Source organism: Desulfobacterales bacterium (genome assembly GCA_034520365.1).
Classification (GTDB): Bacteria; Desulfobacterota; Desulfobacteria; order Desulfobacterales; family Desulfosalsimonadaceae; genus M55B175.
The window spans coordinates 666350-685291 of record JAXHNP010000007.1 but is presented as its reverse complement, the minus strand read 5'-3'; the positions used below and the strand labels follow the sequence as shown (position 1 = coordinate 685291).

The window sequence follows — 18942 nt, the reverse complement described above, 5'->3', positions numbered from 1 at the left end:
AAATATACGATCACTCGGATGTCCCGGCGCCGGATTCCAGCATTTCCGGAAACTGGTTAAAATATGCAAAAACCGCTGCCATCAAAAGCCCGATAAACCCCAGTGCCACCCCGACCTCGACGGGCGCTACGGGCATGCTTGCCGCGTGGTGGGTAAGCGCCGGCCCCAAAAGCAGGTAGTGCTCAAGCCACATCCCCACAATGACAACGCTGCAAAGCGCGATCATGGCTTTTGGGACGGTTTTTATTTTTCGGTTTAGTAAAATCAGAAACGGCAGAATAAAGCACACGATAAAGACCGTCCAGGCGATCCGGTTCCACGGGGCCAGAACCGTGCGGGCAATGATATATGACGTTTCCTCGGAAATATTGCCGTACCAGATCACCACCAGCTGGCAGTAGAAAAAATCCGCCCAGGCCAGGCAGAATGCGAAAAAAAGTTTACCCATATCCAGAAACTCGGCCGAACTCAGCTCAAACGGCACATTTTTGCTTAAATGAAGAAAGGCCGCCAGAATAATCAACGCCCCGAAGCCGATATAGATCGCCTTGATAAACGCATAAGCCCCGAAAAGGGTCGAGTACCAGTGCGGCTCCGCCGCCATTACCAGATCGTAGCCGATAAGCGAGAGCACAACGGCAAACGCCAGCAGGTAAAGCACCCCGAAGACATAACGCCGATGTTCGTATTTTTCCGCATCCGGCCGGCGCTTCTGCCACCACCGGGAAAGCCGGTTTTTAAGCGCACTTCCCGACGTGTCCGGGCCTATTTTGAACCACAGGGCATAGTAGAGGTATATAAACCCCAGGCCGTACAAAATAAAAAGGGCGACCATATCCCTTGAAAACAAAAAGGGAACGTTTAACCAGACCTCCTTGCCGTGCAGATCATGGTGCAGCCAGGGAAAGACGTACTCCCTGCCGAAAAAGAGGCCAAGGAAAAGAATAAACGAAATCGGAAAAAACGCGGAAAAGGCCTCGGCAATATTGGCGAACCGCCGGCTCCACCGCGCCTGGACGGTATTCATCATGGCCGAAAACAGGACCGCCCCCTGGGCGATGGCCGAGAACAGCAGAAAATTGACGAGATACGCCTGCCAGGCGGTTTCCGGGTGCCCGGTCACCAGGGGCCAGGCAAACGCCAGAAGCCCGATAATCATCAATGCGGCGGCAATATGAAAAATTTTGGTCTTCCGAGGGTCCATGTTTTAATGCCCTGTTTCAATTTTAGCGCCCTGGTTCGCCAGAAACGTTTGAACCGAATCTTTTTCCGCATCCGCACAGGCCACCACCACGGCAAAATCCTCGCCCGAGGCGGCGGCGGAATATCCGGGCAGATCCCTGTAGGCGGGCAGCTGCATGGTCAGAATCAGGCCCACCACATTGCCGAAAACAGAAAACAGCACCGTAAATTCAAACCCCACGATAAAAAACGGAATATAGGCCATGACCGGTTTGCCGCTCACGATCAGCTCCCACCGCAGGGAGGTAAAGGCGGCCAGCAGGTAGCCGGTGATGAACCCGATGATTCCGCCGACCAGGGTAAACCAGCCCACCGGGCTCTTCTTGACGGCCAGGGCCTGAGAAATCATTTCACTCGGGATCGGGCCGTGCACATCCGCCAGCTTCCAGGCGCTTTTCCGAATGCTTTTGATCGCCGCGGCCGCCTTGCTCTCGTCCTTGAAAAGGCCGGTCACTCTCACCGGACTGGCATTATCCATGGGCCGCCTCCTCGTGGACTTTCTCCTTCATCTCGGTCATGGAAACCGACGGCAGGTGCTTTACGAACAGGAAGAATAAAAAGAAAAACAGGCTGAAACTGCCGAGCATGATGCCGAATTCCACCCATGTCGGAAAATACTGCCCCCAGGCATGGGGAATGAAATCATGGGCCACGCTGCTGATGATGATCACATAGCGCTCATACCACATGCCGATATTGATCAGGATGGAAATCGTAAACAGCCAGAAGATGGAGGTCCGGAAATATTTGAAAAAGAACAGCAGCGGGATGATGGTATTGCAGATCACCATGATCCAGAATGCGAGGGCGAATCCGCCGACCGCCCGGAAGCGGAAGATCTCCATCTCCACGGTGTTTCGGCTGTACCAGGCGATGAACTGTTCGGTGCCGTAAGCAAACCCCACGATCAGCCCGGTCAGGACGATGGTCTGGGCCACCCGCTCCAGGACCTTGCCGGTAATTATCCGCTCATAATGAAAAATTTTGCGCAAGGGGATCATCAGGGTCAGCACCATGGCAAGCCCGGAATGAATGGCGCCGGCCACAAAATACGGGGCGAAAATCGTGGTGTGCCACCCCGGAATCACGCCCAGGGCGAAATCCCAGGAAACCACGCTGTGAACCGATATCACCAGGGGCGTGGCAAGCGCGGCGAACAAAAGGTAAGCCCTTGAATAATGCCGCCATTGCTCATACTTTCCCGTCCACCCCAAAGACAGGACCCGAAAAACCTTTTTGCGCACCCCCGTAGCCCGATCCCTAACAATGGCCAGGTCCGGCATCAGACCCGTGTACCAGAAAAGCACGCTCACCGTGAAATAAGTACTGATGGCCACCACGTCGAACATGAGCGGCGACTGAAAATTCGGCCAGAGTGTGCGCTGATTGGGGATCGGGATCATGTAATAGACCATCCACACCCGGCCCAGGTGGATAAAAGGAAAAAGGCCGGCGGTCATCACCGCAAAAACTGTCATGGTTTCCGCCGCCCGCGCGATGGGATTGCGCCACTCGGCCCGTAACAGGTAAAGTATAGCGGAGATTAACGTGCCGGAATGGGCAATCCCCACCCAGAAGACGAAATTGATAAGATAGGTGCCCCAGTTGACCGGATTGTTCTGCCCGGCCACCCCGATGCCCAATAAAATCTGGTATGTCCAGCAGGCAAATCCCACTACCACGCCGGCGAACAAAAGCGTGACAATGGTCCAGTACATCCTTGTCGGCGGCTCAAGGGTGTTTAAAACCGTATTGTCTATTTCGGCGTATGTTAGCTTTTCCATTCTGCCGTCTTCGTCGCCTTAATCTTAATCTTACTCTTAATCTTAATCCTGCTCTTTTTGGTTTCGTAAAAAGCGATTTATGCCGCCATCACGGCATGTTTCGCAGAAAATAACTTTTTGTTCGTACCCGTACTCGTGCTGGTACTCGCAATCGATTGGTCATTTCGAGCGGCAGCGAGAAATCTTACAAACAAGATTCCTCGTCACTATCGTTCCTCGGAATGACAGCGGCGAAAGGGTCCGGAATAACGACATCTATTATTGTGTGCCTTGAAAGTTTCAAGGAACTCACGACCATTTTTTAGAGTAAGAGTAAGATTAAGATTAAGACGGAAAAATGATAAACCATTTCCCTACACCCTACACCCTATACCCTATACCTTGCTACCCCTGCACCACCTTCTTCAAATATATCACCGCCGGCTTGGTATTCAAATAGCCCATCACCTGGTAAGCCCGGCGGTCCCGGACCAGGCGGGAGACACGGCTGTATTCATCCATGAGGCTGCCGAAAACCAGGGCGTCCGTGGGACAGGTCTGCACGCAGGCCGGCGTGACTTCGCCGTCTTTTATCATGCGGCCCTCGTTTTTCGCCTGGTTATGGGCGGCCTTGATCCGCTGGATGCAGAAGGAGCATTTCTCCATCACCCCTTTGGTGCGCACGGTCACATCCGGATTTAACTGGAGATTCAGGGGCTCCGGCCACTTCCATTCAAACCAGTTGAACCTTCGCACCTTATACGGGCAGTTCTGGGCGCAGAACCGGGTGCCGATGCAGCGGTTGTAAATCTGGTTATTCAGCCCCTCCTTGTTATGATGCGGGGCATAAACCGGGCAGACCGACTCGCAGGGGGCGTTATCGCAGTGCTGGCAAAGCATGGGCAGAAAAATGAGTTTTTCCGGGGCCCCGATCTGCTCATAGCGCTCGATATGCATCCATGACATCTCCCGGCCGTTGATCACCTGCTCTTCCCCGACCACCCCGAGGTTGTTTTCCGCATAACAGGCCGCCGCACAAGCATTGCAGCCGATGCAGCGGTCCAGATCCACCACCATGGCCCAGCGGTAGTCCTCGTGGTCATGGGGCGGATAAAAATCGCGCTTCGGGTCATAGCCTTCGGGAAGCGGCAGGGTAAGCGGAAAATCATGCATGGTGAGCCCGTGCTTCTTCGGCAGCGGGGCATTCCTTAATTCGGAAAGCGCGGCGGTGAGCGCGATCTTTCGCTCATGCTGATCAATGCTGCCGTCTGTATGAGAAAGCGCCGGACCGGTTTTTAACTTCCGGATGGAAACCGGCGACGCACTTGCCAAAAGCTCGCCGGACGCGGGATCATATTCTCCGGCCAGCAGCCGGGCCGGATTGGCGCCGCGATTTTCGGCATACCGGCCGTATGCCGAGTGCCCCTGTCCCGTATGCATGGCAAAAACGCCGGGCATGACACTCTTGGTCTCATAAACCATGGCGGTTATCTTTTTATCCCCGGCGGCAATCTCAGCCCGGCTTGCGTGAAAGAGGCCGTTCTGTGCCGCGGTCTGCGGGTTAACCATCAGGGGGGTCTGCCAGGCGACTTTGGTCACGGGGTCGGGTATTTCGCAGAGCCAGGGCAGATTGGCGCCCCGGCCGTCGAAAAACCGCAGGGACGGCAGCGCAATAAAGTTGGCCCCTGCTTTCGCCGGCTCAATCAAGTCCTTAAAATAAGCGGTGAATTCGGTTTTTATGGAAACATCGGCTTCTTTGGCATCAGATGCCGGTGAGCTGAAAATGCCACCTTTCTGAATTGCCGCAAGCCATGCGGCTTGATCGGTGATTAATCCGCCTCCTTCCAAGCGCGCCAGCATATAATGCTTCATGGATTGATGGCGCGTTGTATCTTTTCCCAGAGTCTCTAAAAATAAATCGCCAACAGGCGGCGCCCCGGTTAAGGGGGGCATGGCCGGCTGCAGGGTGGAAAGCCGCGCGGACCCGCTGCCGTACTCGCCCCAGGACTCCAGGGCAAGCGCCGCGGGTATCACGAGATCCGCGGCCTGCGAAGTCTCATCCAAAAAGTTGGAAAAACTGACCACAAACGGCGCTTCCCTGCTTAATAAAGCCTCAATTTCAGTGCCCCCGGGCGTGCTATAGACCGGATTGACATTGTTTAAAATCAATACTGCCGGCGCGTCCTGCCTTACCTTTTCAAAAAAGTCGGCCGTTTCGGCATGTCCCCCGGCCTGCTCGACCCGGTGCCGGTTTTTAAAATCCAGAAGCCGAAGCTCGGGGTCCAGCAGGGCGTTTAACAGATTGACCGAAATATTGGCCTGAAGATCGGATTTGGAATGGGAAAGTGCCCCGGTGCCCAGCACCAGCGGTTTTTCCGCGGCCATCAGCCGGCGGATCATCGCTTCGAATTGGTCCATTGAAATTCCGGTAAGGTCTCTCACCCGGGATCGGGTATAGGGGCCGGCGATGCCCTGCATGGCATTCCGGATGCGGGGGGAAAGGCTGTTGCCGGACCCGGCATTCAGAATCGCGTTGATGATTCCCAGGCAGACGGCTGCTTCGCCCCCGGGCGGGCATTTGATCCATTCATCCGCATTGGCCCCGGTCAGGGTGCGGCAGGCGCCCACGTGATAAAACGCCCCTTTGCGGCCGTTTTTATAGGCATGCATGGCTTTGAACTGGCGGGCATATTCCACAGGCGAAAGCCAGGTTTCCAGAAAATCCGCGCCAAACCCCACCAGGCAGTCGGCCTGATCCATGCGGTAGCGGCAGAGGCCATTCACGCCGAACACAATCTGATTGGCTTTTTTGAGATTTTCATAGGCAAACGGTTCATAGATCAATGGCGGGGACGATTGCCAGGCATCCAGGCATTCGGCGAAAAGCGCCAGAAGGCTTTCGCCTTCCAGCCGGGTCATCATGCGGATGCGGTCCGCCCCGCCGGCGGCCGCGGAATCGACCTTTTCCCTGAAAAGCTGCCGGGCTTCCTGATGGCTGATGGGCTGAAACCCGCCGGCTTTTTTCAGAAGCGGCTGTTTAAGCCGGTCCGGATTATAGACGCCCTGCAGCGCCGCCTGGCCCCGCATACAGAGTTTACCTTCATTGACCGGATGAAGCGGATTGCCTTCCAGCTTAATCACACGGCCTTCGCGGTTTTTGGCGAGCACCCCGCAGCCGGCCGGACATTCCCGACAGGTTGAGGCGTACCAGTGGGCCTTTCCGGTCACCATATCCGAAGGGGTTTTGACAAGAGAATAAAGCTTTTTCTCGCTTTCCAGGCTGCAGCCGGCGGTAAAGGCCAGGCTGCCCATGCCGGCGATTTTAAGAAAGGTGCGACGGTTCATTATCAGTCGTCTTTTTTCTTTTTAAACTGCGCGGTTTCGGTTGAATCGGCCATGGCGCCGGTGGCTGATTTGCCGCTGGTGATGGTGTTCAGCACCCGGTCGAAATAGCCGGTGCCCACAAATGCCTGGTGCGTAATCGCGCGGTAGCCGCTTTTTTCCTCATCCGCAAATTCCTTCTGCTGAAACCGGGAATAGGCCAGCATCCCCTCATCCTTGTAGCTCTTGGCAAGATCGAACATGCCCAGGTTCAGGGTGTGAAATCCGGCAAGGGTCACGAACTGGAATTTATAGCCCATGGCCCCAAGCTCCCGCTGGAATTTGGCAATGGCGGCGTCATCCATGTGCGCCTTCCAGTTAAATGAGGGCGAGCAGTTGTAGCTGAGCAGCTTATCCGGGAATTCGGACCGGATGCCTTCGGCAAACTTTTTCGCCTGCTCAAGGTCCGGCTCCGACGTTTCGCACCACACCATATCCGCATACGGGGCATAGGAAAGCCCCCGGGCAATGGCGGACTCCACGCCGGGCTGCACCCAGTGGTAGCCCTCGTCGGAGCGCTCTTTGCTGATAATAAACGGCCGGTCCCGCTCGTCGATGTCGCTGGTGATCAGCTTGGCCGCATCCGCGTCCGTGCGGGCCACCAAGATTGTCGGGACGCCGCAAATATCCGCCGCGAGCCTTGCGGAAACCAGCTTGTTAATAAACTCCCGGGTGGGGACCAGGACTTTGCCGCCCATATGCCCGCATTTTTTGGCGGATGCCAGCTGGTCCTCGAAATGAACGCCTGCGGCGCCTGCATCGATCATAAATTTCATCAGTTCAAAGGCGTTTAACGGGCCGCCGAAGCCCGCCTCGGCATCGGCAACGATCGGCGCATACCAGTAGGGGGCGCTTTCCCGGCAGTCCAGCACCTTGATCTGGTCCGCCCGCTTAAAGGCATTATTGATGCGCCGGACCACGGAGGGAACGCTGTTTGAGGGATACAGGCTCTGGTCCGGATACATCTCTTCAGCCAGGTTGTTGTCCGCCGCCACCTGCCAGCCGCTTACATAAATGGCCTTAAGCCCGGCCTCCACCTGCTGGACCGCCTGGTTGCCGGTTAACGCGCCCAGGGCGGGAATGAAGTTTTCGCTGTGAAGCAGACGCCAAAGCCGAAGCGCGCCAGCCTTGGCGTAGGAGTATTCCACGTGCAGGGTGCCCCGGAGGTTTAAGACATCGCTTGCGGTATAGGGCCGCTCAATGCCTTCCCATCGGGGGTCTGTTTTCCAGGACTGCGCCAGCGCCTCAATTTCATCGTTGTTAATAAAATGGCAGGAAAGTCTGTCTTCAAGCTCAACCGCCTCTTCATTTATGGTCTTTGTCATATGCGTATCTCCTTTATTATTAATCAATATATTCATAGGCGCGTAAAGTCAAAAACTCCTCCAGCTCCGGATTTTCTATAATTTCGGTCAAAAGTCCGGCGGCCTTTTCATAATGGCCGCTGTTATATGCGTCCGCGCCGATCCGCTGCTTAATATTTTCCAGCTCCTCGTTTTTGATCTGCCGGAAGAGCTCCATGGTCACTTCCGGGCCTTCGGCCAGCTTTGCCTTTGGATGATGCACCCACTGCCAGATCTGGGTTCGGGCGATTTCCGCGGTGGCCGCATCTTCCATCAAAAAATTGATGGGTACACAGCCGGTGCCGGAAAGCCATGAGGCCAGGTACTGGACCCCCACGCTGACATTATTTCGCAGCCCCTGCTCCGTAATCGTGCCGCCGGGCAGTTTCAGCAGGTCATCTTCGGTCACCCGGATATCCTCCCGCAGTTTGTCGATCTGATTGGGCTTCGGCATGTTCTTGTCGAATTCCTCCACGGCCAGGCCCACCAGTCCCGGATGGGCCACCCAGGTGCCGTCATGACCGTCATTGGCCTCGCGGATTTTATCCTCCCGGACCTTTTGAATCGCCGCCTCATTGGCTTCCGGATCATCTTTTCTGGGGATCTGGGCGGCCATGCCGCCGATGGCATGAACCCCCCGGCGGTGGCAGGTGTGAATGGCCAAAAGGGAATAGGAATGCATGCAGTGCCGGGTCATGGTGATCTGGGACCGATCCGGAAACAGGTACTCCGGGATATTTTTAAACCGCTTGATAAAACTGAAGATGTAATCCCAGCGGCCGCAGTTTAGCCCGGCCATGTGGTCTTTAAGTTCGTAGATGATCTCGTTCATCTGGAAAGAGGCCAGGATGGTCTCGATCAGGACCGTGGCCTTGATGGATCCCTGCGGAACACCCAGCAGATCCTGGGCGCGCACAAAAATATCGTTCCAGAGCCTGGCCTCCAGGTAGCTTTCAAACTTCGGGAGGTAGAAATACGGGCCGCTGCCCTTGTCCAGCAGGGTTTTCGCGTTGTGAAAGAAGAACAGGCCAAAGTCGAAAATGCCGCCGGCCACGGGTTTTCCGTCAACCAGCATATGTTTTTCGTTCAGATGCCAGCCCCGGGGCCGGACGATCAGTGTGGCCGGATTGTCGATCAGCTGATAGTGCTTGCCCTCGGGCGAGGTAAAATCGATGTTGCGGTTCACCGCATCCCGCAGGTTGATCTGGCCGTTGATGCAGTTTTCCCAGGTCGGGGTATTGGCGTCTTCAAAGTCGGCCATGTAGGTTTTGGATCCGGAGTTTAAGGCATTAATCACCATTTTCCGGTCCACCGGGCCGGTGATTTCCACCCGCCGGTCCTGGAGATCGGCCGGCACCGGCGCGCATTTCCAGTCGCTTTCCCGAATCTCCCGGGTCTCCTCCGGAAACCCCGGAAATTTGCGATTGTCGATTTCCGCCTGGACTTTTTTTCTGCCTTCCAGGATGCTGTGCCGGCGCTCATCAAACTCCCGGGCGAGCGCTGCCACGAAATCGAGGGCCTCCGGGGTCAGAATTTCCTTGAACGCGTCTTCTGCCGGGGCTTTGATGTCTATGCCGCCTGCTTGAGTGGATTCAGCCATGCTTGCCTCCAAATATTATTTGTTTTTGAATGAGACGATTCCCCTTTGCTTGACAGGGCTAATTTGTTCTAACCGCAAAATCCATACCCCGGTCCTGTTAAAGCTAAGGTTGGGATTCGTTTTCTGCGTTATCGGGATCGAAATCGGGATCGAAATCGGGATCGAAATCGCTATCGGGATCGAAATCGGGATCGAAATCGATGCTGTAGACTTCCTGATCCTCTCGAACTTGGTATCCTCTTCCGCCGAGACGGCTGAGCATCGCGGCCATACGGTCGAGTTCATCCTTGCGGTTCCGGCTTTCCATCTTGTCCAGCGCCTTGCCGACAACCAGCACATCTTGAATCGCCGCGCACTCAAGCGCGGAGCCACGAGCGATTTCGAAATAACGCCTTCGGTCGGCTTCCGCGGTCTTGCCATTACCTTCGGCGATATTGAGCGGTATCGACTGGCTGGCCCGAAGCCATTGATCCCGGGCGGGCCGATGGACTCCGTTCAGGCTGTCGGTCTTCTCGTAAATCCATGCAACGTAGCCTATTGAAAGGCGATAGACGTCCAGTTTTTCACGTCCAAGGGTCATATTTTTTTCGATCCCGATCCCGATAGCGATTTCGATTTGGATACAGAACAAATTAGCCGTGCTTTGCTTGACAGGGGTTATGCTGCCCGATTAAGATAAACATAAAATTCTTTCGTTTGGCGCTCGGCGCCCCATTTTGACCCATTTGACGGAAAGCTCTGATAATGCCCCCTGACGCCCGCTTCTTTGCCGAATACCTGCTTAAGGCCTTTGACGCCTATCATGAGACTTTTAAGGCCATTACCCGAAAAGCCGGCGAGCGTTTCAGGAACGCGGACTGGCAGGGCATCCGAACCGATGCGGTGGAGCGCCTGCAAATCTATTCCCGCACGGTCGACCGCACGGTTGCCGAAATAAACAACATGATCGGGGATACCGGGCCGGACGAGGCTGCCTGGCGCGCGGTTAAAACCGAATTTATTGAAATCATCAGGGACCGATATGAATACCAGCTTGCCGAGACCTTTTACAATTCGGTCATCCGGCGGGTATTCGCGGTGGCAGGCGTCAATCCGGCGATCGAATTTACGATTTCCGATTTTAAAATCCCGATCATTGAGGAAAAGCCCTGCCCGATCTGTTCTGCCTATATTAACGCGGCGTCGGGCCGCGATCTCGATACGCTCATCGACAAAATCCTTTCGGATTTCAGCGCCCAGCTGCCGTTTATGGACAGGGATGGCGACAGCCGGAGGATCGCCCGGGCGATCGGAGATGACCTGAGCAGACAGGGAATTCCGGTCGGAAATATCAGCATTGAAATGGCCGATCCGGTCTTTTACCGGAACAAAGGCGCCTACCTCATCGGCCGCATGCAGGCCGGCGAACGGATAATGCCGCTGGTGTTCTGTATTTTGCACATTAACGAGCGGATTTTTGTGGATGCCGTGCTGCTGGAACCCGCCGAACTGAGCATCCTGTTCAGCTTTGCCAACGCTTACTTCCATGTGGATATCGCAAGCCCTGAGGAGATGATCAATTTTCTGAAAAGCATGATGCCGGAGAAGCGGGCATCTGAAATCTACACCTCGCTCGGCTACCACAAGCACGGGAAAGCCGAACTTTACCGGGAGCTCGTCCGAAGCCTTGGGCAAACCGATGAGCGGTTTGAAATCCCCCCCGGTGAAGAGGGTATGGTGATGCTCGTATTTACCATTTCGTCCCTTAACGTGGTCTTCAAAATGATCCGGGATCAGTTCGATTATCCCAAAAAAACCACCCCCGATTACATCAAAAATCGCTATCGACTGGTATTCAGGCATGACCGGGCCGGACGGCTGGTGGATGCCCAGGAGTTCGATCATCTGAAATTCGAAGCGTCCCGGTTTTCCGAAACGCTTATGGAGGCGCTTAAAGAGAAGGCGGCGAAAAATATCCGCTTCCAGAACGGGCAGATCGTTATCCGGCACCTCTACACCGAACGTCGGCTGACGCCGCTGGATGTCTATATCCGGGAGAATCCGCCCGAGGCGGTGAAAGACGTGCTCATTGACTATGGCTGGGCCGTCAAGGAGCTGGCGGCTAGCAATATCTTTCCGGGGGATCTGTTTTTCAAAAACTTCGGTGTCACCCGCTGGGGGCGGGTGGTGTTTTATGACTATGACGAATTGGGGCTTCTTACCGACTGCAGCTTCAAAAAAATCCCCGAGCCTGAAAGCTATGAGGAACTCATGTCGGATGAGCCATGGTTTTCGGTATCTGAAAACGATGTATTCCCCGAGGAATTCAGAAAATTTCTGCATTTTCCGGATCATGTGCGACCGATCTTTGAAGAATTGCACGGCGACCTTTTTGATGTTTATTTCTGGCAGGATATGCAGGAAAAGATCAATTCCGGCATCCTGATTCACATCCTGCCCTATAAAAACCACCGCCGCTTTGATCATCAGATTCTCGAGGCCTCAGGCATTTACTACACCCGCCAGTAACCTAATCGGCGTCGGCCACTTCGAAAGGCAGGCACGGTGGCCTGCCCTACGTAGGGTCGGCCACTGTGCCGACCATGAAATTCAGGTTTCCAAATCATTCGGCTTCCGCCACTTCGAAAGTCAGGCCCGCATTCTCGGTGAGGCGACGGATAAGCGGCTCGCCCATGGCAGTAGCCGGCGTCCAGAAGCCGCCTTTTACGTCCTGCTTTGAGATCTCTTTTAACAGGCAGACGGCACTTTCGCCTAACATCTTGCGGGTCGAGCCGTAGCCCGGGTCCTGATCGCCCGTGACATTCACGTCCAGTCGATTGCCCGCATCGTCTTTTCCGATCAGAAGCAGCTTATAAAACCCTTTTTCCTGCTTTTCAGGCGACGGGCCCTCCCCCGGTTCCGGCAGAATCGTCTTTTTCATCAGCGCCCGGCTCGGCCCAAACGCGCTGCCCGCCATAAATGCGCCCAAAACACCGGCAAGAGAGGCCGCACGGAAACGCCCCTTCATGCCGGTGCCCATCATCATGGCCTCATCATATTGGAACTCCCGGCCGTAGGCATAGTCCATCAAGGCATTGGTGCGATGCACGATCCGGGTATTCACGGCGGCCATGACAAATGGCGCCAGCCAGTTTCGAATGTCCGGGTCATACTCAAAGGTCGATACATTGGGCTGGCGGATGCCGGTGCGACGGCCTTCCGGGGCCAATGCATAGGGGTTTTTGGCGGTTTTGGCCACCGCCGGATCACGGCGCGCCTCTTCGATAAAATTCAGAATGCTGGCCACCGTGCCGCCGCTGGCCCCGCCGCGCATGATTTTCACCCGGAGTTTGACCTGGTTCATGAAATGGCCGAACCGTTTTTTGGCTTCGTTTTGAAGAAATAAGACGCCCAGATCCGAGGGAATCGAATCAAACCCGCAGGAATGGACAATCCGCGCGCCGGAAGCGGCCGCTGTTTCCTGATGGGTATCGATCATTCGCTGCATCCACTGGGGCTCGCCCGAGAGGTCGCAGTAGTCCGTGCCGTTCGCCGCGCATGCCGCGACCAGGGCAGATCCCAACTTAGCATAGGGCCCGACGGTGGAAACCACCAGCTTGGTGTGTTTTACCATCTCATTTAAAAACGGCTCGTCAAAGGCATCCCCCACAATCAGCGGCAGGTCCTCGCCGGCCCCCAGATCTTTGCGGACCGCCTCAAGCTCTTCCCGGCTGTTTGCGCCCAGGGCAAACCGGATTTTACCGGTGGCACCGTAGCGCGGCCACAGATAGCCGGCCAGGAGGCTTCCGATAAAGCCGGTAGCTCCCCAGAGGATCATGTCAACTTCCGGAATTTGTGCGGTATTGCCGTCGCTCATAAGCCTCCCCCTGTTTTAAAACGTCATGGGTTACTTTCCGCAAAAATGCCGCGCCGGCGGCATTAACCGCTTTTTATGAAGCCATCCTTAAAATCAGGCGCACGGCATAGGCCAAAATCAGGCAGGCGGCAAGCCCGGCGCACCAGAGTCCTGCAAACCACAGCCACTGCCGCTTTTTCTCAGTAGGCGCCTTCGTGCTCATGGCTCGCTTTTCCGCGGAAGAGATAATAACAATAGGCCACATAGCCGAGTATCACCGGCAGAAGAATTACCGTTCCCACCAGCAGAAGGGACTGGGATTCGGGCGCAGCCGCCGCCTCGGTGTAAGTTATCTCAAACGGCACTATATACGGCCACAGACTGATCGCCAGGCCGATATAGCCGGTAAAAAACAGGCCAAAACTCAAAAAAAACGGGCGATATTCATTGCCGTTGTGCAGGTCGCGCCAGATAATAATCAACAGAATCAGACTGAGAATCGGGATGGGCGCCAGAAAAAAGAAGTTCGGGAGGCTGAACCAGAGCTCCCGGATATCGGCATTCATGATGGGCATGCTGATACTTACGACGGCCAGAAAGATTGCCTGGTACCAGAGGGTGTAGGCGGCGGTTTTACGGGCCCAGGCCTGAGTTTCGTCCTCGGTTTTCATCACCAGCCATGTGCCGCCCAGCAGCGCATATCCGAAAATAACCGCCACCCCGGTCATCAGGCTGTAGGCGTTTAACCAGTCAAATGTGCCCCCCGCAAAACTCCGGCCCGAGACCTCGATGCCCTGAACCACGGCGCCGACGATCACGCCCTGCATAAAGGCCGCCAGAAGAGAACCGAAATGAAAGGAGTAGTCCCAGATTCGGCGGGTATTCTCTTCGGCCTTGAAACGGAATTCAAACGCCACCCCCCGGAAAATCAAGCCCAGCAGCATCGCAATGACCGGTATATAAAGCGCGGGCATGATGACGGCATAGGCCAGCGGGAAGGCGGCCAAAAGCCCGCCGCCGCCAAGCACCAGCCAGGTCTCATTGCCGTCCCAGAAAGGGGCCACGGAGTTCATCATGCGGTCGCGGCATTTGTCGGTGGGGGCAAAGGGAAACAAAATCCCCACGCCCAGATCAAACCCATCCAGCAAAACATAAAGGAAAATCGCTGTCCCAATCAATCCGTACCAGATCAAGGGGAGATCCAGAAATCCTTCAAAACTAAACATGACGGCCTCCTTTTTTGCGGGCCCCACTGGTCACAAGCGGCGGCTCCTTCATCCCGTGGGCGCCATAGGGTTCATCTTCTGTTTCCGGCCCTTTGCCGATCAGCTTCAGAATATAGTAACTGCCGGCCCCGAACACGAAAACATAGACGACAATAAACGCCGCCAGTGAAATGGCCACAGAGGTCCCCACAACCGGGGATGCGGCATCCTGGGTCCGCATCAGGCCCTGCACGATCCAGGGCTGGCGGCCGACTTCGGTGACAAACCACCCGGCGAGCACCGCGATAAATCCGGCAGGGGTCAGCGCCATGCACCATAGCTGAAACAAACGGCTGTCAAACAGGCGTTTTCTTAGGTAAAGGACAATCGCGGCCAAGCCCGTGACAATCATTAAAACTCCCAGTCCCACCATGATCCGAAATGTCCAGAAGACCAGCGCGGCCGGGGGGCGGTCTTCCTTCGGCCAGGCTTTCAGGCCCTTGACCTCGCCGTCAAAGCTGTGGGTGAGAATCAAGCTGGAGAGCTTGGGGATTTCGATGGCATACTTGGTGGTTTCTGTTTGCCCGTCCGGCCATCCGAAAAGGACCAGCGGGGCGCCGGTGGTGGTCTCCCACAGCCCCTCCATGGCGGCTACCTTGGCGGGCTGGTACTCGAACGTGTTCAGGCCGTGCATATCCCCGAACAAGAGCTGCAGCGGTGCTACAAAGATGGCCATGATCATGGCCATGCCGACCATTACCCGGGCATGCTGTATATGCCGGTTCCGCCACAAGTAATAGGACCCGATCCCCGCCACAGTGAAGGCTGTCGTCAGATAGGCGGCGGTCACCATGTGAATAAAGCGGTAGGGAAAGGATGGATTAAATATAATTTCAAGCCAGTTGGCCGGAAACAGAAGGCCCTCTGCGCCCACCCGAAAGCCGGCCGGCGTATGCATCCAGGAATTGGCCGAGAGAATCCAGAATGCCGAGGTCAGGGTGCCCAGGGCGACAATCAGCGTGGCCGCGAAATGCATCTTGGGGCTCACCCGGTTCCAGCCGAAAAGCATCACCCCTAAAAACGAGGCTTCTAAAAAGAAAGCCGTCAAGACCTCATAGCCCAGCAGGGGTCCTAAAATATTTCCCCCGGCATCAGAGAAGACGGACCAGTTGGTGCCGAACTGGAAGGACAGCACCACGCCGGAGACAACGCCCATACCGAAGGTAACGGCAAAGATTTTGACCCACATTTTATAAACTTCGGCATAAACCTGTTTTCCGGTTCGAAGCCACCGCCATTCCAGCACCGCCAGCCAGCTGGCCAGACCGATGGTAAATGCCGGAAAAATAATGTGGAACGAAACGGTAAATGCAAACTGAATGCGCGCCAACAAGGTGGGATCCAGATTTTCAAACATGATCGGCCCCTCGGTCATCTAAGGTTTGAAAGAAAAGTGCCTGAAGCTGAAATAACATCTCATCATTATTCGAAAAATGCAAGCATCTCGTTGGTTTGTTCGTACGTATTTACTAAATATAAAAACGGAAATCCGGAGTGCAAAAAATTTCGCGCAAAGGGCCGAGAGCCCCATTTTCAATCAGCCTCAATGGTTTTAAATTTTTCCTTCGGGGCTCCGCAGATCGGACATTTATCCGGTAGTTTGGTACTGGTCACATAGCCGCAGACCTGGCAGACATGATAGGCCTTGGTTTCATCCCGGATCACATGATAAATGGCGCGCTCATAAAGCTTGGCATGATAAGCTTCCGCGTCCCGGGCCTGGCTGAATGTCATGGCCGCCGCCTGCTCCCCCTCTTCTTCAGCCGCCTTGATGAACTCGGGATATTCATTCTCGCTGATTGATTTCTCGCGCTTGAAGGAATTTTTCAGGTTCGTATCCGTATCCTTTACGATTAAATCCTTGACCAGATTCATATGCCGGTTGGCATGCACCCGCTCTGCCTCGGCAATCGCCCGAAACAGAAGCGCAATTTGGGGCACCTCCTCCTCTTCGGCTTTTTCTGCATAGGCCAGCAGCCTGAAATAGGCCTTTGCCTCCCCGATAAACGCGGTATAGACATTCTCCTTTGTTTTCTCCTTCATGCGACAGCTCCTTTTTTAAGCCCGGATTGATTCTCAACTGAAGTCTTTCCGATTATCTTAATTCTACCTGCATTAAAATTCAAGGATCGGACGAATGCGTGTCGGCAAAAAACAATTCTAGCAAATCCTTATGGAAGCTTTACTATTGACATCAATACGAATTTATCTTATTAAAAAGTAGGGGTAAAAATTATTTCAGCTCTCAACCCGCTTCTATCGAACCCGGCGCCGGCATCTGCTCGATATGTTTTCTAGGATAATGGGTTTGTCTAATCGCCTGATTACAAATCAGGGGATTTTTGTTTACCACAATAATCATGGAGAAGGAGGGGGCTATGAAAAGTAAAACCAATCCCACCAAACTCATTATCTTACTGGCTACAATTGCTTTACTGTTTGGAGGGGCATTCACTGTCTATGCGGAAAGTGATGTGCCGCTGACCATTCGCGTCCGGGGGCTCGGAATTTTAACGGATGTGGACAGTGATCCTATTAAACCCTTGCTGGAAGGCGAAGCCAATGTAGACAATTCCGTCGGTGCTGAAATTGATTTCACGTATTTCTTTACAGAGAATATTGCCTCTGAATTAGTGCTCGGTGTCGCCCAGCATAACGTAAGCGCCAGAGATACAAATATAGGGGCTGTACTAGGAACTGAACAAAAAGATTTTGATTTGGGTGACGTCTGGCTGATCCCTCCCACACTGACCCTACAGTATCATTTTATGCCGGACGCCAAAATTCGGCCCTATGTAGGGGCCGGTCTCAATTACACCATTTTCTTTGAAGAAAACGAGGGATTATTCGTAAATGATACCAGTTATGACAATAGCTTCGGTTATGCGCTCCAAGCGGGTGTAGATATTGGGATCACCGAAAAATTTGCATTTAATATCGATCTCAAAAAATTGTACTTAGAAACCGAGGCTGAAGTAAAAGCGCTGGGAGAAACTTTTAAAACCGACGTAGACATCGACCCCTGGCTGCTTGGCTTCGGCATTGCCTATCGGTTCTAAAAAAACACCTGACACAGACTAAAAAACGGGCGGGCTCTTGAACAGGGCCCGCCCGTCTTCTTTTAAGCCCGCCCTCTGAATCATTTATAAATTACCTTATCCTCCATCCGCATGAATCCCCTGACAGCCCTGGCAAGGCCGTAGCTGACCAGATCCGGCGGCCAGGAAAAGACCTTGCGGCCCACAAAAAACATCTCCGTCCGCTCGGTCTGATGGCCGGTAATCAGCTCGGCAATTGTGCGGCCGTTCAAGGTGGTCATGGAAACCCCGTGGCCGATGCAGCCCACGGAAAAAATGGCTTTCCGGTCTTGCCCGAGGTATCCGATAACCGGCGCCATGTCCAGGGTCACTGACACCGGGCCGCCCCACTGATGGGTGAACCGCAGGCCTTTAAGCTGAGGAAAAACCTCGGTCACATGCCGCCTGAGATGGGCAAAGGTCTTTTCATTATAGTCCCTGTCCAGATCCGCGCCATAGCCGATGGACACATCCCCGCCGCCCATGGCAATGCGGTTGTCAGCGGTCAGCCGGTAATAATGGATCAAATCCCGGGCATCCTCGATACCGGCCCGGTTCTTCCACCCGATGGCGTCATACTGCTCCGGGCTGAGGGGCTCTGACAGCACGATATGGGTGAACGCCGGATACTGGAGTTTTTTCAGTTCCGGAAAAAGAACCGAATAGGCGTTGATCGCCAGAACCAGGTATTCGCTTTCGATTTCGCCGGTTTTGGTTTTAACGACGAATCCGCCGGCAGTCTTTCGGTTAAAACTTTTTACCGGTGAATCTTCATAGATAATAACGCCCTGATCTTCCGCGAGGCATTTCAGCCCCCGGGCCAGCTTGGCGGGGTTTAAAATCCCGCAGCGGGGTTCAAACCAGCCCAGCTTGTAGTAGTCGGTGTTAAACTCCTCGGCCAGGCGGGCCCGGTCCCAGCGCTCCACCCCGCCAAGACCCCATTCTTCCATGATCTTGAAATCATGTTCCACCCGTTTAACCTGGGCCGGGCTGGTGCCCACCAGCAGATAGCCGGTGCGTTCATAGTCACAGTCTATCTGATTGCCGGTAATCACCTCATGCAGATAATCCACCGCGTTTTGCATATAGATATGGGCGGATTTGGCCTTTTCATCATCAAAACGGAATTTGGTAATCCCCTTGGTAAGGCCGAACAGGGTCATGGAAAAGCCCCCGTTCCGCCCTGAAGCGCCGTAGCCGCAGATATCGGATTCAAGCAGGCGCACATCCATATCCGGCTGAAACTTTTTAAGATGGTATGCGGTTGAAAGACCGGTATAGCCGCCGCCGATGATAACTACATCCGCTTTTTCCTTTTGCGCCAGGGCCGCGTTGGGGTGGATGTCCTCAGACAGGGTCTCCAGCCACCAGCTTTTTTCCCGATAATCAGCCATATGCCACCTCCTTGAACCCAAATTGAGCGTTACAAATTTTTA

General features: G+C 54.5%; 15 protein-coding genes. 2 read left to right on the top strand and 13 right to left on the bottom strand.

Annotated features, from left to right (window positions below):
* Positions 1-10 precede the first annotated feature (10 nt).
* The 7 genes from U5L07_17200 to U5L07_17170 form a co-directional block, all read right to left on the bottom strand.
* Positions 11-1204 carry a hypothetical protein gene (locus U5L07_17200; protein MDZ7833485.1) on the bottom strand — a complete coding sequence of 398 codons (1194 nt, stop codon included), beginning with the start codon at positions 1202-1204 and terminating at the stop codon, positions 11-13.
* 3 nt (positions 1205-1207) lie between these two features.
* On the bottom strand, positions 1208-1720 hold the full coding sequence (locus tag U5L07_17195; protein MDZ7833484.1) for a DUF3341 domain-containing protein: 513 nt from the start codon (positions 1718-1720) through the stop codon (positions 1208-1210).
* Positions 1713-3026, bottom strand: coding sequence for an NrfD/PsrC family molybdoenzyme membrane anchor subunit (gene nrfD / locus U5L07_17190; GenBank protein MDZ7833483.1), 1314 nt, complete (start codon positions 3024-3026; stop codon positions 1713-1715). Before nrfD ends, U5L07_17195 begins: the two co-directional genes overlap by 8 nt.
* 384 nt (positions 3027-3410) lie before the next feature.
* A complete protein-coding gene (locus U5L07_17185) occupies positions 3411-6350 on the bottom strand; it encodes a 4Fe-4S dicluster domain-containing protein (protein MDZ7833482.1) in 2940 nt (979 codons plus the stop codon).
* A 2-nt stretch (positions 6351-6352) separates the two neighbouring features.
* Positions 6353-7711 carry an isocitrate lyase gene (gene aceA, locus U5L07_17180; protein MDZ7833481.1) on the bottom strand — a complete coding sequence of 453 codons (1359 nt, stop codon included), beginning with the start codon at positions 7709-7711 and terminating at the stop codon, positions 6353-6355.
* Between the two features lie 19 nt (positions 7712-7730).
* Complete coding sequence (gene aceB, locus U5L07_17175; protein MDZ7833480.1) at positions 7731-9329, bottom strand: malate synthase A; 1599 nt, start codon at positions 9327-9329, stop codon at positions 7731-7733.
* 103 nt (positions 9330-9432) lie between these two features.
* Positions 9433-9960 (bottom strand): four helix bundle protein, encoded by a 528-nt coding sequence (locus U5L07_17170; GenBank protein ID MDZ7833479.1) that lies wholly within the window; start codon positions 9958-9960, stop codon positions 9433-9435.
* Positions 9961-10073: 113 nt separating this feature from the next.
* On the opposite strand from U5L07_17170, the gene aceK reads away from it, so the two are divergent.
* Entirely contained in the window at positions 10074-11837 is a 1764-nt protein-coding gene (gene aceK, locus U5L07_17165; GenBank protein ID MDZ7833478.1) for a bifunctional isocitrate dehydrogenase kinase/phosphatase, read from the top strand.
* 94 nt (positions 11838-11931) lie between these two features.
* Here the strand turns inward: aceK and U5L07_17160 are convergent, their stop codons facing one another.
* The 5 genes from U5L07_17160 to U5L07_17140 form a co-directional block, all read right to left on the bottom strand.
* On the bottom strand, positions 11932-13185 hold the full coding sequence (locus tag U5L07_17160; GenBank protein MDZ7833477.1) for a saccharopine dehydrogenase NADP-binding domain-containing protein: 1254 nt from the start codon (positions 13183-13185) through the stop codon (positions 11932-11934).
* 73 nt (positions 13186-13258) lie between these two features.
* Positions 13259-13387, bottom strand: coding sequence for a hypothetical protein (locus tag U5L07_17155; GenBank protein ID MDZ7833476.1), 129 nt, complete (start codon positions 13385-13387; stop codon positions 13259-13261).
* On the bottom strand, positions 13365-14390 hold the full coding sequence (gene cydB, locus U5L07_17150; GenBank protein ID MDZ7833475.1) for a cytochrome d ubiquinol oxidase subunit II: 1026 nt from the start codon (positions 14388-14390) through the stop codon (positions 13365-13367). The genes U5L07_17155 and cydB overlap by 23 nt, the downstream gene beginning before the upstream one ends.
* Positions 14383-15786 carry a cytochrome ubiquinol oxidase subunit I gene (locus tag U5L07_17145; GenBank protein ID MDZ7833474.1) on the bottom strand — a complete coding sequence of 468 codons (1404 nt, stop codon included), beginning with the start codon at positions 15784-15786 and terminating at the stop codon, positions 14383-14385. Before U5L07_17145 ends, cydB begins: the two co-directional genes overlap by 8 nt.
* Positions 15787-15962: 176 nt before the next feature.
* Positions 15963-16472, bottom strand: coding sequence for a ferritin family protein (locus tag U5L07_17140; GenBank protein ID MDZ7833473.1), 510 nt, complete (start codon positions 16470-16472; stop codon positions 15963-15965).
* A 335-nt stretch (positions 16473-16807) separates the two neighbouring features.
* Between U5L07_17140 and U5L07_17135 the strand changes: the two genes are divergently transcribed.
* Positions 16808-17488: an OmpW family outer membrane protein gene (locus tag U5L07_17135; GenBank protein MDZ7833472.1), complete on the top strand. Its 681-nt coding sequence runs from the start codon at positions 16808-16810 to the stop codon at positions 17486-17488.
* 80 nt (positions 17489-17568) lie between these two features.
* On the opposite strand, the gene U5L07_17130 is transcribed toward U5L07_17135, so the two are convergent.
* Positions 17569-18900, bottom strand: a complete 1332-nt coding sequence (locus tag U5L07_17130; protein MDZ7833471.1) for an FAD-binding oxidoreductase — start codon at positions 18898-18900, stop codon at positions 17569-17571.
* Between the last annotated feature and the right edge of the window lie 42 nt (positions 18901-18942).

Bases quoted from the DNA above. Each gene is read 5' to 3' on its own strand.
- U5L07_17200 (MDZ7833485.1), bottom strand. From the start codon at position 1,204: ATGGACCCTCGGAAGACCAAAATTTTTCATATTGCCGCCGCATTGATG.
- U5L07_17195 (MDZ7833484.1), bottom strand. From the start codon at position 1,720: ATGGATAATGCCAGTCCGGTGAGAGTGACCGGCCTTTTCAAGGACGAG.
- nrfD (MDZ7833483.1), bottom strand. From the start codon at position 3,026: ATGGAAAAGCTAACATACGCCGAAATAGACAATACGGTTTTAAACACC.
- U5L07_17185 (MDZ7833482.1), bottom strand. From the start codon at position 6,350: ATGAACCGTCGCACCTTTCTTAAAATCGCCGGCATGGGCAGCCTGGCC.
- aceA (MDZ7833481.1), bottom strand. From the start codon at position 7,711: ATGACAAAGACCATAAATGAAGAGGCGGTTGAGCTTGAAGACAGACTT.
- aceB (MDZ7833480.1), bottom strand. From the start codon at position 9,329: ATGGCTGAATCCACTCAAGCAGGCGGCATAGACATCAAAGCCCCGGCA.
- aceK (MDZ7833478.1), top strand. From the start codon at position 10,074: ATGCCCCCTGACGCCCGCTTCTTTGCCGAATACCTGCTTAAGGCCTTT.
- U5L07_17160 (MDZ7833477.1), bottom strand. From the start codon at position 13,185: ATGAGCGACGGCAATACCGCACAAATTCCGGAAGTTGACATGATCCTC.
- U5L07_17155 (MDZ7833476.1), bottom strand. From the start codon at position 13,387: ATGAGCACGAAGGCGCCTACTGAGAAAAAGCGGCAGTGGCTGTGGTTT.
- cydB (MDZ7833475.1), bottom strand. From the start codon at position 14,390: ATGTTTAGTTTTGAAGGATTTCTGGATCTCCCCTTGATCTGGTACGGA.
- U5L07_17145 (MDZ7833474.1), bottom strand. From the start codon at position 15,786: ATGTTTGAAAATCTGGATCCCACCTTGTTGGCGCGCATTCAGTTTGCA.
- U5L07_17140 (MDZ7833473.1), bottom strand. From the start codon at position 16,472: ATGAAGGAGAAAACAAAGGAGAATGTCTATACCGCGTTTATCGGGGAG.
- U5L07_17135 (MDZ7833472.1), top strand. From the start codon at position 16,808: ATGAAAAGTAAAACCAATCCCACCAAACTCATTATCTTACTGGCTACA.
- U5L07_17130 (MDZ7833471.1), bottom strand. From the start codon at position 18,900: ATGGCTGATTATCGGGAAAAAAGCTGGTGGCTGGAGACCCTGTCTGAG.